We start from the raw sequence: 11,357 nt of genomic DNA on the forward strand, positions 1-11,357 counted from the left end.
TGTACGTCACCCAATCGTTTAATTTTTTTAAAAATTAAGCAGGGTGTGCGTATGCGTATACGTACATGCTGCCCCCTTATATCAGGACGGGTATGCCCATATTTGTGCGTATCCGTCTTTTCTATTGTCAAAAAACGGAATAATAAGGGGTTTTATTTATGTTCAACTCATTAAAACTGCTCGACCGTAACATCTGGATCCGGTTCGTCGGGGAAACGTTAACCGGTATCATGATGTTCATGATTGCACCATTTCTTGTACTCTATTACGCCGATCAACTCGATTCGTACCTCCTCGTCGGCGTCATCATGGCGATCGGGCCGATTGCCGCTTTATTCGGCTCTTTCCTCGGAGGGCACCTCGCCGACATTTACGGCCGCAAACCGTTGATGGTCATCGCCATCGTCGGGGATGCGCTCGCCCTAATCGGTTTTACGTTTGCCGATACATTTTGGCCGTTGCTTATCTTAAATGCGACGCTCGGCCTGACGAATTCTCTGTTCCACCCGGCAGCGAGCGCAATGGTCGCCGATGTCACACCACCGGAACGGTTGAATGAATCGTTTGGTCTCTTACGGATGGGACATAACATCGGGGCCGCGTTCGGTCCATTGATCGGCAGTGCCGTCCTCTTCATTGATCGGTCCTTAATTTTCTATGGAGCAGCTATTGTTTATGTACTTTATGCCCTCGTCCTCCTGCTGTTCATCGGTGAGACGAAACCTGAAAAAATCGAGCATCCGGTGGATACGCCACAACTTTCTTCACTGACTGTCTTACGAAAGGACCATGTCTTTTTAATCTTCATTGCGGCTGGTGTCTTCATCTCGATGGGCTTCACGCTCGTCGAAAACATGTTACCCGTCTTCTTAAAAGAAGCCTTACCGGGATTACCGGACGAAAAAAATCCTTTCCCGTACTTGATGGGACTGAACGGCATCATGGTCGTCTTGTTCCAATTTCCGATTGCTGCGAAGCTATCCGGAAAATCGTTCGGGAAAGTCATGTTACTCGGCGCAAGCGTCTTCGGACTCGGCATGATTTTACTCGCCTTCGTCCCGTCCTACTTCTTCTCGCTCGGAACGGATTATATCGTCATCGTCATTCTCTTACTCGTCATTTATGCCCTTTATACCATCGGCGAAATGATCATGTCACCGGTCCAAATGACGTTCATCGCTTTAATTGCGCCGGTTCACTTACGGGGAACGTATAATGGTGCCGCGAGCGTGCAGTGGTTGATTGGTGGCGTAACGGCACCGCTCCTCGGGTCGTTGTTCCTCGAATCCGGTCACGGCGACTATGCGCTTGGCGCCATCGGGGTCGCGTGTTGTTTATCTGGACTTGTCTACTTGGCACTCGATCGTTCGATTCGCCGTGCGAAACGGTTGTCCGAGTCGGCGTAAGGTGAATGGTCTTAAAGAAGAAGTTGGTAGTAAACTTAAAAAAATACTAAATAGTTGCTTTAACCTGTTCCTGTAAAAAACTAAAAGACAAGCGATTTAGATTTTAATCAAATCAATCGCTTGTCTTTTTAGTTGCATTGAATGGTGTTTCTCTCCCGTTTCTTGCTCGTTCTCTGTTAGGAGCAAGGGACATCACCTTGTGTCTCACCCAAGAAAAAGTCACAACGGCAAGTTTCGTTTCCGGAAAAGGACGATGGCAAGACCATAGCTCAGCAGACCAATCAAGATTAAAATGATTACTGAGACGAGGACCTCTCCTTCCCCACTGGCGATTTTTCCGGGTTCATAAAGCGAAAACGGCGTAAAATGCCGAATCCAGTCGATTTTCGTGACAATTTTCCCCATCATGTTCACCCCGTAAAATAGAAAAGTTATCCCACCCGCGACCGCAAAAGCATTTTTTTCATCGTTGAACAAACAGGAAATCAAGAACGAATAACCGCTGACGGCTAAAAATAAGCAAAACCCGACGTAGTTGATTTGGAAAAACTCAGTGAGTGCGATTCGGTCCGTATCGATTAAGAACCGTGCTGCGAGCGCCCCGCCTGCGAATGTCAAAACATGAATCACAATTAAACCACTGATTAAGACGAGCATTTGTGTGACGATGACTTTCGTTCGTGAGACCTGCGTCGATAAAAGATAGGCCATCGAGCCGCGATCGACGAGCCGTGCGACGAGTTGAATCGCGACCATCACGCTAAAGACACCCAGGATTAAGAGATAAAACAGACCATAGTATTCGGCCGAGATGAATTGACCGTAGTTGCTGATCGACTCCATTCCGAATGCCCGCATCATTCCCTCCGGTAAGATCTGCATCATGTCGTCAATCTGTTCCATGTTGTCGTCGAGCAACGGATAAAGGGAGGTAATCAACGTGACATAAATGGCTGAGCCAACCCCGAAACCAAAAAACATCTTCAGATGGAGCTGCATCATATGACGATAAAGGGCGAGATTCATTTCCCCAACTCCTTTTGATTATAATAATCCATAAAAATTTGTTCCAAGCTTTGGTCATCGGCACTGATGTTCTTGACGTGATACGGGGCGAGCGTTTGGATGAGTAAATCATAATTCCCACGGAGTTCGACCCGGACCGTCCGCACGTCGATTCGCTCCGTCGTCAAGGCGGAAGCAAGCAGAGCGGCTACAGCCACTTCTTCATCGAGCGTGACGTTAAATGATTTTCGTTGCATCGTCTGCAACTCATGAATATTTTTTGTCGCGACGATTTTGCCGTCACGAATAATCGCTGCCCGGTCGCATGTCCGCTCGATTTCAGCAAAACTATGAGACGACATCAAGAAGGTCTTGCCACGTGCTTTTTCTTCAAGGACGAGTTCGATGAACAAGTTCTGCATCAATGGATCGAGTCCCGACGTCGGCTCGTCGAGGATATAGATTTCCGGGTCATGCATGAATGTCGCGACGATCCCAATCTTTTGCTTCATTCCTTTTGACATCTTGCGAATCGGTGTGTTCGGGTTGAATTGGAGCTTTTTAATCAACTCGTCACGTCTGCCCGGATTGTCTGATCCTTGCATACCGGCCATCATGTTGAGGAACGCAAGCCCCGTCATTCCGTCAAGGAACGCCATTTCGCCGGGTAAATAACCGACGTGACTTCGCGCTTGCGCCTGATTTGCCCACGTATCGAGCCCTTTTATCGTCGCCCGCCCGCGTTGCGGCTTCATATATCCCATCAAATGACGAATCGTCGTTGATTTTCCGCTACCGTTCGGTCCGAGAAAACCGAATACTTCGCCTTTCTCCACATTGATCGTGACATCAAAAATTCCTTTTCCGTTTGAAAACTGTTGCGTCAGATTCTCGATGTTAATCATGTCACCCCTCCTGAAAGTTTGAAAGAATACTCCGGCATTGATACTTTTAATACCTTTCAAGAAAAACGATCAGTTCTCCTCTTTCAGCTGAAAAAGTCCGCTGTTCCAACCAGCTTACGCACGAGCAACGCTAATTCGACAAAAAAAGCGGACATCCCTCGAAAACATCGGGGTATCCGCTCTCGTACCTGAAATAACTCGATTCAGGCAATCCTTCATTAAGACGGCAATGCATTATCTGCGACAAATGGACCAAAGATAACCGGTAGCGGTTCCAGCGTCCTTTGCACATCCGCGATGAACCGACTCGATCCACTGACGAATACGATCGGGTCGTCGCTTGCAATCATCTCTAAAAATTCAACCGCCCCTTCATCCGTACTATTTTGGTGCATAGTATGGAAAACAAGTCCCTTTTGAATAAGTCCTTCGAGTGTCATCATCAACTTAGCCGAGAGCGCCTTCATGTCGTTAAAATGGACAAGCGTCGTTTTCCGATGATTCGTCAAAGCATACCTTGCTTCGTCAATGACAGCACCTAAATGATGTGTTTCTGCAATCAACAACACTTCGAGTTGTCTCCAGTCTGCGTTTGATGAATATTTGCAAAAGTGACGACACGTATCAACGAGTTGGTGATGGACGACAGACCATGCCTCGAGCAACGGGTCTGTCGCTTCAAGCTCAAATTCCCATTGCACGGCGAGCAGGATCTCCTGACTGACGATTTCTGGGTAAGACAGAATGAACGATTTCGTTTGATTGATTTCTTCGAGTAAAATGAGTTTAAACAACTCACTCGGTTCTTGTTGGTTCGTCACGTGATGCAACAGGCGACTGAGGCGTAAAATCCGAAGTTCACGATTTTGTAAACGCATGTCCTGCTGTCCCATTTGTTCAAGCTGTCGGCTATGATTTTTTTCTAACTGATCATAAAACCGGCTCGCGATGCGGAAACCGCGTTTATCCACTTCCGGACCCATCTTTTGTAAGAGGTGTAATGCTTGATCAAAATGCATACCATGACCTACCTTTCCCCCCTCATTATGCCCGAACCCCTAGATAAAAACAATCTTCAAAAAAGGTATAAAAAATACTTGTTTTATACAACATATTTAAACTTGTTCTTCCTTCCTATCCATTTTAGAATCTAGGATAAGTAGGTGATATATATGCGCATGACACGTTATACGGACTATGCGATCCGGTCGCTTTTATTTGCAGGCACACATGCGGATCGACTTGTCCGAATCCAGGAAGTAGCGGATTGTTACGACATTTCTAAAAATCATCTGATGAAAGTCGTCTATCGTTTAGGACAAAATGGTCTGATTCATTCTGTCCGTGGTCGTGGTGGTGGATTTCGCTTAGCAAGTCCTCCGGATGAAATTTATCTCGGTGACGTCGTACAATTGTTCGAACCAACGACTCATTTTTTGGACCCGCAAGAGGGAATGGTGGAACATCCATCTCTTGACCCTGCACGAACTGCCTTTGATGAAGCGATTGAAGCGTTCCATCAGGTACTTAATAGTTATACGATCCAGGATTTATTGCATCCGGCAAATGAACTGCATCCACAAATTCTTGAAATGATTCCGAGGCGCAATTGATGCGTAGCGGAATCATTTTTTGTTGCGCCCGCATCATCAACGATTTCTCATCCGCTGCGTGGTATACTCATATAAGAAAGGAGGGGTACAGATGAACCCTCATGAAGAACTCAATAGCCTATATCTTCGATTGAAAGAGGAAAATCCGTCACTCGAACGTGGCGAATCACTTTGGACGATTTTTGAAGATACGACCGACGATTCACTTCGCCCCTTAGCATTATGGACCTTTTCTCAAAACCAGTTTGATCTCGGACATTTCCGCTCGTTCCTCGTCTCGTTTTCATTATTGATGGACTGGATTCGTAAGGACGAACTGACACTGACACATAAACAGGAGCTTGACCTGTACTGGAACTATAAATCGTATTTGATTTATGCCGCTGAACAAGAAGACGTCTCAATCGCTTTGTTAGAGGCGGATTATGAACGTTTTAGCGACTTTTGTGACGCCAACGGATTTGCGCGGACCCGTGATTATATCGGTTTCATGATTTACAGTAAACTTGGTGACGAAGAACAAGCGGATCAATACTTGGAAGAATGGATTGATGCCCCTTCCGATGAACTGAGTGATTGTCCTTCGTGTGAAGGATTCAGCCGGATGACGTACGCGATTGAACGTGGTTTCGAAGACCGGGCACTTCTATTGTATGCAGCAATCCGACACGAGCGCGGTTGTTCACGGATGCCGGACCAGGCACATCCGTACATCTTGCCATTGTTCATCAGTCGTAAACAGGACCGATTCGATTGGATGGAGAAACTCACACAAGAAGTACGCCGCGTCAAGCCGCTCTTCACAGGTGGTGACGAACCGTATCACCTTTATGCCGAAATGTATTACAACCCGAATTACGTCTGGTCGATGGAAAAGAAAAAACAATTGATTCCGCTTTTGACAGATCGCGGCTACCTTCAGTTCTTACTCGCTCATTACGCAGCCTCTTACCGATCAGCCCGTAAAGAAGAAGCCGGCTATCTCGGATTGCTCCGTTCGAATATTTATGAAATTGCCCAAAGTCTTGACCACCGCATTGACGGTTCCTTCTATCTAGACTTTGTCGAACGTGAACTTAAACGGGTCACACAATTTGTCGGTTGATGCACCACGAAAGGAAGTGTCGTCATGCTTGATCATGTTCAGTTAGCTGCGCCACCTGCTTCAGAAGATGCGACCCGGGCTTTTTATGCCGGGCTACTACATATGAAAGAAGTCGAAAAGCCCGTCGGTGTCCGTGCGACGGGTGGCGTTTGGTTTACAAGTCACGCTGCAGCGATTCACGTTGGCATCGAACAAAATTTTCAGCCGGCTAAAAAAGCACATCCCGGCCTCACGTTTCCCGACTTGGATGGTGTCGCCGAGCGCTTGAATAAAGCCGGTCACCCGGTCACGTTTGACGATCGGCTTGCACCGCGCCGGCGATTGTTTACGGAAGATCCATTCGGAAACCGAATCGAATGTATCGAAAGCCAGTTGACGCCGATTACTCCGGATAAACTAAAGGCAGGGTCGCATGTCCGTCTCCTTGCGCCTGCTTCGAGCTTAGCGAGTGTCGATGAAAAAATCATCAATGACGCCATCGAACTGTTAGAAACGCTCGGACTCCGCGTCTCAATCAGTCAACATGCCCGCGCCGTCAATCCGTTCGGTTCGAGCGACCCGGCTTGCCGAATCGACGATTTACATGCCGCTTTCGCCGACAGCGACGTCAACGCGATTCTTTGCGTACGCGGTGGCTTCAGTTCAAACGAATTGCTTGCGGGACTCGATTACGATTTAATTCGGACCCACCCGAAGATTCTTTGCGGTTTCTCTGACATTACGGCGCTCAGTAATGCGATTTTCACAAAAACAGGTCTCGTCACCTACTCAGGACCGATGTTACGGGCACTCAGTTCGCGTGACGCCTACACGCTCGACTACTTCAAGAAGATGTTCTTCGGCGTCCAAGCGATCTCCGTTCGTCCGAGCGTCAACTGGCATGACTGGTTTGACGGCCGGACCGTCACGTCCTTGAACGACGGTCATCTCGTTTTAGCGAGCGGAAAAGCGAGCGGCCGGATTCTCGGGGGGAACCTTTGTACGTTGAACTTATTACAAGGAACGCCGTTTTTCCCCGATTTACGTCAAGCCGTCCTTTTCTTAGAAGACGACTACGAAGTCCATCCGGCGACGTTTGCCCGTGATTTTGCTTCGTTACTGGCACAACCGGGCGCTGACGAAATCCGCGGGATCGTCTTCGGCCGGTTCCAACTGACGACGAAGATGACGGAAGAACATTTACGTTATCTCGTCAGTCTCTACCCGCAACTTAAAACAATCCCCGTCATCGCGAATGCGGATTTCGGTCACACGGAACCTTTATTTACGTTCCCGATTGGCGGGATCGCCGAGCTTGACCATGATCAAATCACGCTGAACGCGAAATAAAAAGAAGGAGTCGCGGCAATCCGCGTCTCCTTCTTTTTTTAATAGTCGAGCAATCTCGAAGCGTCGATTTGGCGCTTCGATCCATCGGCGAACATTTCAAGTGTCGCGAGGATCTGATGATCTATAAGGTCATATTTCACTAATGTAAAATCTTCAAGAGTCGAGATCGTCTTAAACGTCTTCCCGACGGTAAATGCCCGCTTGCGACTGGCATCAAAAGCAGGAATTGTCACGAATACGACCGTGATTTCCGTTCCACTCGTATCATAATAAAACTCGACGACGCGACCGTCTGCTGTCTCGGGTAAGTTCCCCTTTTGCGGTCGTCCGGATTCATCTAATTGTACATATGGCTGTAACATCTCTTCTCCTCACTTTCTCCGTCATTCATCATAGCATGAGAAAACCATTTATGCTAATCTATAAATGATGTTGAAAGGGGGATGAGTCACGGATGGCATGGTTCATGAACGGAATTTTGCTCTGGGGCTTTATCATGATTACACTAATGGCGATTGGCGGCTTCTTCATGTTCCGGAAGTTCTTAAAAAAACTCCCGAAAGAAGACGGCAAATCGATGATGGATTGGGAAGATGAGTACATCGACCAAACACGACACTTGTGGACGGACGAGACAATGGAGTTATTGAATGCCCTCGTCATGCCTGTTCCGGCGGCGTTTCGTGACGTCGCACGGCGGAAAATTGCCGGACGGATCGGTCAGTTCGCACTTGAAGAACATGCATCGGTCATGACGTCAGAGCTTGTCGTCAAAGGATATATTTCAGCGACTCCAAAACGTGATCATAATTTTTTGAAAAAAGCCTTAAAAGAACACGCAATCGATTGGCGTGAATACGAACTCTACTTCCAACGTTAATGATGGCAGAATCAATCTACTCTGAGTGAACGAGATTCTATGTGATGTATTCAAAAAATGACCGCCTTGTCCATTAAATCGGACAAGACGGTCATTTTTCATGATTGTGGTAAATGTTCGACGGGAACAATCCCCGACTTAACTTGTTTGTACTTCAGATACATGGCGATTCGCCACGGGACGATCATTCCGAACGCGACGAGATAAAAAATTCCACCTGTCTCAAAAATATCGATTTGACCCCCGATCATAAATTTTGCGACCGTCCGTACGAGTAAGATTCCGAATAAGACGATAAAAAATGCTTTTGACCGTTGCAAATAAATTTGACCTTCTGCTTCATAAAAATTTGACGTCTTAATCAAGAAGACACTGAAAATCATCCCGACAATCAATGCTTCCGCGACCTCCGTCCATGTCAGACGAGATGCCGGGTATAAAAATTGCAACATCCCGGTCGACATCGCGAACGGAGGGATTAAAATCTTTTTGGCATTTGTCGGTTTCGCCGACGCCTTCACCCGTATGAAGCTGATGAGTAACCCCATCACGAGCGCGCCCCCTGTTGATATCCAAATCATCTCATCACTTCCTCGATTAAAATCCTGTAAATCCAACGATATCACTCATCCAGGCCGCAAATTTACTCAAGCCATTGAAATACAACATGACTCCGAAGACCATCATCAAGGCGCCACCGAATTTCGTCATTTTGAGACTGTACTGGACAAGGAGTTTCGAGCGTCCAACAAAAAAGGCCATTAATAAGAAGGGAATCGAAAATCCAAGGACATAAAACAGCATGTAGAGCATACCTTGGCTCGGATTCGTCGCCGCTAGACCGATGACACCAGCAAGGATTGGACCTGTACATGGTGTCCAGCCTGCCGCAAATCCGATTCCGACGAGGACTGTACCGATGTAACCGCCCTTGCGTTCACCAAGATTCAATTTTTTTTCACGCATCAAGAACGTCGGCTGCCATAAACCGACTAAGACGATCCCGAAGACGAAAATTACGAGGGCCCCAACCATCCGTAATGTATCGCGATACGTGATGAAGACGTCCGCAAAGAGTGACGTCGATAATCCAAGGACGACGAATACGAGTGCGAACCCGACTAAAAAGGCGAGTGTATGGAAAAGTGAACGCCTTTCCCGGACACCTTTTTCTTTTAAATCCGTTACAGATACTCCGGTAATGTACGAAAGAAATACCGGATACAACGGTAGCGTACAGGGAGACACGAATGACAGTAACCCTGCCCCAAATGCTAACCACAGCGAGAGCTCCATTTCAGCAGCTCCTTTCTATAAGAAGAAGTTCTTCTCTATTTTGCCAAACTCCGCATCATTTAGCACCTATTATCTCACAAAAGATAAGAAAGATTCGTGACTTCTCAAATTACAAAAAAATTACATTTACTTTATCTTACTAAAATTTCGTTGCACTCCGAATAATCACTTGCTAGAATATGGATACGACACCAATGTAAGGGAGACTGCTATGACAAGCCAACAATTACTGACCTTAGCAATTGAAGCAAAACGAAGCGAACTGTATCTTCAAGCAGATCGGTCTAGTTTCACCTCCCCACATGTATTGAAGCTCAGTCATGAACTCGATCTGTTATTAGTCGAGTACACACGGATTATGCAAACTTATGCCGTTGGCTCTTCAAATGAGCGGCTCCTCACATAAAACGAAAATTCAATGCAGTCATTTCGTGGCACCTTCCATTAAGTGTACTTGTTTGATCACTAATCCTTTTTAAGCAAACCCTCTTTCCATTCAGAGGGTTTGTTTTTGTTCAATCGCTTTTTCATTGTCATGCCCTCCTTCTTCTCTCAAACTTCGCCTCCGGTTTGATTAGAAGATGGTTCAACTTATTTTTAGACAAGGGATTGATTCATGACTTTTGTACATTACAATTGCTTCCGTTTATTCTTTATATAGGCATAAAGACTTATGAACCTACTTAAAAACCGTGCTTTATGACCTACTAATGACAAAAACACGCTTTTTGCAATCTGTTTGTCACACTGACCTCTTTTGTAACTTTAATGACATTGACCTGTAAACGCACTACCCGGTTTCGGGGTGTAGAGTAGGAACAGTAAACACAGCATATGTCAGGAGGACATCAATAATGAAAAAAGCAGTTTTCGCTGCAGGACTTGCAGCAACGGCTCTATCAGTAGGATTCGCCCAAGAGACAGAGGCTGCCTCAGAGACGGTAAAAGTAGACACAGCAGTACTCAACGTTCGCACAGCACCTACAACAGCATCAGCAGACGTAGGTAACGTATATAAAGGGCAAACTTTAAATGTCGAAGGACGTTCTGGTGCATGGATCAAAACAAGCATCAATGGCCAAAAACGTTATGTACATGGCGCATATACTACTGCTGCCTCATCATTCGACTTTAAAAAAGCTACAGTCACTACGGCAGTATTAAACGTTCGGACACAACCTACTACGAACTCGAAAGATGTAGGTAACTTGTATAAAGGTGAAACAGTAAACGTAGAAAGTAAAGTTGGTTCTTGGATTAAAACAACAATCGATGGTAAAACGCGCTATGTGCATAGTGCTTACACTACACTTTCTGGTTCTACTGCTTCGACTTCAGCAGCTCCAGCTCCTAAAGCAGAAGCAAAACCAGCAGCTAAGCCAGCACCAAAACCAGCGGCTAAACCGGCTACTGCAACTAAACAAACGACTTCAGCGAAGTCTGGTACTAAAGTGACGATGAACGTAAGTGCATACACGAACGATCCATCAAGCAACGGTAGCCAGCTTTACAACGGTCGTGCATTGACTGCTAGCGGTTATGATGTAACAAACACGATCACGTACAATGGTATGCGTATCGTAGCAGCTTCTTCACAATACCCGATCGGCACACGGATGCACATTTCAGGTATCGGTGAAGCAATCGTTCTTGACCGTGGTGGCGCAATTCAAGGTAACAAACTTGACCTTCTCGTTGGTTCACAACAAGAAGCCATCAACTGGGGACGCCAAAACGTCACAGTAACTGTCTACTAATTAAAAAAAGTAACAGCAAAACCTGCCGGGCGAGATCGCCTGGCAGGCCTTTTTGTGTGCA

Annotated in this window: 13 protein-coding genes; 7 read left to right on the forward strand and 6 right to left on the reverse strand. The window is 46.4% G+C overall.

The window, feature by feature from the left end; genetic code table 11:
- Window positions 1–158 precede the first annotated feature (158 nt).
- On the forward strand, window positions 159–1,406 hold the full coding sequence (locus KNQ05_RS07280) for an MDR family MFS transporter (RefSeq protein WP_088836772.1): 1,248 nt from the start codon (window positions 159–161) through the stop codon (window positions 1,404–1,406).
- Between the two features lie 219 nt (window positions 1,407–1,625).
- Here KNQ05_RS07280 and KNQ05_RS07285 read toward each other — a convergent pair whose 3' ends face one another.
- The 3 genes from KNQ05_RS07285 to KNQ05_RS07295 all read right to left on the reverse strand — a co-directional run bounded on the left by KNQ05_RS07285 (window position 1,626) and on the right by KNQ05_RS07295 (window position 4,335).
- Complete coding sequence (locus tag KNQ05_RS07285) at window positions 1,626–2,432, reverse strand: ABC transporter permease subunit (RefSeq protein ID WP_214804959.1); 807 nt, start codon at window positions 2,430–2,432, stop codon at window positions 1,626–1,628.
- The gene (locus KNQ05_RS07290; protein WP_214801155.1) at window positions 2,429–3,316 is read right to left on the reverse strand and encodes an ABC transporter ATP-binding protein; all 888 of its coding nucleotides are present in this window, start codon (window positions 3,314–3,316) and stop codon (window positions 2,429–2,431) included. The genes KNQ05_RS07285 and KNQ05_RS07290 overlap by 4 nt, the downstream gene beginning before the upstream one ends.
- Before the next feature lie 218 nt (window positions 3,317–3,534).
- On the reverse strand, window positions 3,535–4,335 hold the full coding sequence (locus KNQ05_RS07295) for a hypothetical protein (protein ID WP_088836769.1): 801 nt from the start codon (window positions 4,333–4,335) through the stop codon (window positions 3,535–3,537).
- A 153-nt stretch (window positions 4,336–4,488) separates the two neighbouring features.
- Here KNQ05_RS07295 and KNQ05_RS07300 point away from each other — a divergent pair, with 153 nt between their 5' ends.
- The 3 genes from KNQ05_RS07300 (at window position 4,489) to KNQ05_RS07310 (ending at window position 7,363) form a co-directional block, all read left to right on the forward strand.
- Window positions 4,489–4,929 carry an RrF2 family transcriptional regulator gene (locus tag KNQ05_RS07300; protein ID WP_088836768.1) on the forward strand — a complete coding sequence of 147 codons (441 nt, stop codon included), beginning with the start codon at window positions 4,489–4,491 and terminating at the stop codon, window positions 4,927–4,929.
- Between the two features lie 91 nt (window positions 4,930–5,020).
- Entirely contained in the window at window positions 5,021–6,034 is a 1,014-nt protein-coding gene (locus KNQ05_RS07305) for a hypothetical protein (RefSeq protein WP_214804961.1), read from the forward strand.
- 24 nt (window positions 6,035–6,058) lie between these two features.
- A complete protein-coding gene (locus KNQ05_RS07310; RefSeq protein ID WP_214804963.1) occupies window positions 6,059–7,363 on the forward strand; it encodes a VOC family protein in 1,305 nt (434 codons plus the stop codon).
- A gap of 38 nt (window positions 7,364–7,401) precedes the next feature.
- Here the strand turns inward: KNQ05_RS07310 and KNQ05_RS07315 are convergent, their stop codons facing one another.
- Entirely contained in the window at window positions 7,402–7,725 is a 324-nt protein-coding gene (locus KNQ05_RS07315; RefSeq protein WP_029333315.1) for a hypothetical protein, read from the reverse strand.
- A gap of 92 nt (window positions 7,726–7,817) precedes the next feature.
- On the opposite strand from KNQ05_RS07315, the gene KNQ05_RS07320 reads away from it, so the two are divergent.
- Window positions 7,818–8,243, forward strand: coding sequence for a DUF2621 family protein (locus KNQ05_RS07320; protein WP_214769796.1), 426 nt, complete (start codon window positions 7,818–7,820; stop codon window positions 8,241–8,243).
- A 98-nt stretch (window positions 8,244–8,341) separates the two neighbouring features.
- Here the strand turns inward: KNQ05_RS07320 and KNQ05_RS07325 are convergent, their stop codons facing one another.
- Complete coding sequence (locus KNQ05_RS07325) at window positions 8,342–8,824, reverse strand: CcdC family protein (protein WP_214801149.1); 483 nt, start codon at window positions 8,822–8,824, stop codon at window positions 8,342–8,344.
- A 16-nt stretch (window positions 8,825–8,840) separates the two neighbouring features.
- Entirely contained in the window at window positions 8,841–9,539 is a 699-nt protein-coding gene (locus KNQ05_RS07330) for a cytochrome c biogenesis CcdA family protein (RefSeq protein WP_214801146.1), read from the reverse strand.
- A 211-nt stretch (window positions 9,540–9,750) separates the two neighbouring features.
- Between KNQ05_RS07330 and KNQ05_RS07335 the strand changes: the two genes are divergently transcribed.
- Window positions 9,751–9,945 (forward strand): aspartyl-phosphate phosphatase Spo0E family protein, encoded by a 195-nt coding sequence (locus KNQ05_RS07335; protein WP_029333310.1) that lies wholly within the window; start codon window positions 9,751–9,753, stop codon window positions 9,943–9,945.
- A gap of 448 nt (window positions 9,946–10,393) precedes the next feature.
- Complete coding sequence (locus KNQ05_RS07340; protein ID WP_088836764.1) at window positions 10,394–11,296, forward strand: SH3 domain-containing protein; 903 nt, start codon at window positions 10,394–10,396, stop codon at window positions 11,294–11,296.
- The last annotated feature ends 61 nt before the right edge of the window (window positions 11,297–11,357 follow it).

This window comes from Exiguobacterium sp. s125, assembly GCF_018618605.1.
GTDB lineage: Bacteria > Bacillota > Bacilli > Exiguobacteriales > Exiguobacteriaceae > Exiguobacterium_A > Exiguobacterium_A oxidotolerans.

Coding starts and splice junctions, on each gene's coding strand:
- KNQ05_RS07280 (WP_088836772.1), top strand. CDS start 159: ATGTTCAACTCATTAAAACTGCTCGACCGTAACATCTGGATCCGGTTC.
- KNQ05_RS07285 (WP_214804959.1), bottom strand. CDS start 2,432: ATGAATCTCGCCCTTTATCGTCATATGATGCAGCTCCATCTGAAGATG.
- KNQ05_RS07290 (WP_214801155.1), bottom strand. CDS start 3,316: ATGATTAACATCGAGAATCTGACGCAACAGTTTTCAAACGGAAAAGGA.
- KNQ05_RS07295 (WP_088836769.1), bottom strand. CDS start 4,335: ATGCATTTTGATCAAGCATTACACCTCTTACAAAAGATGGGTCCGGAA.
- KNQ05_RS07300 (WP_088836768.1), top strand. CDS start 4,489: ATGCGCATGACACGTTATACGGACTATGCGATCCGGTCGCTTTTATTT.
- KNQ05_RS07305 (WP_214804961.1), top strand. CDS start 5,021: ATGAACCCTCATGAAGAACTCAATAGCCTATATCTTCGATTGAAAGAG.
- KNQ05_RS07310 (WP_214804963.1), top strand. CDS start 6,059: ATGCTTGATCATGTTCAGTTAGCTGCGCCACCTGCTTCAGAAGATGCG.
- KNQ05_RS07315 (WP_029333315.1), bottom strand. CDS start 7,725: ATGTTACAGCCATATGTACAATTAGATGAATCCGGACGACCGCAAAAG.
- KNQ05_RS07320 (WP_214769796.1), top strand. CDS start 7,818: ATGGCATGGTTCATGAACGGAATTTTGCTCTGGGGCTTTATCATGATT.
- KNQ05_RS07325 (WP_214801149.1), bottom strand. CDS start 8,824: ATGATTTGGATATCAACAGGGGGCGCGCTCGTGATGGGGTTACTCATC.
- KNQ05_RS07330 (WP_214801146.1), bottom strand. CDS start 9,539: ATGGAGCTCTCGCTGTGGTTAGCATTTGGGGCAGGGTTACTGTCATTC.
- KNQ05_RS07335 (WP_029333310.1), top strand. CDS start 9,751: ATGACAAGCCAACAATTACTGACCTTAGCAATTGAAGCAAAACGAAGC.
- KNQ05_RS07340 (WP_088836764.1), top strand. CDS start 10,394: ATGAAAAAAGCAGTTTTCGCTGCAGGACTTGCAGCAACGGCTCTATCA.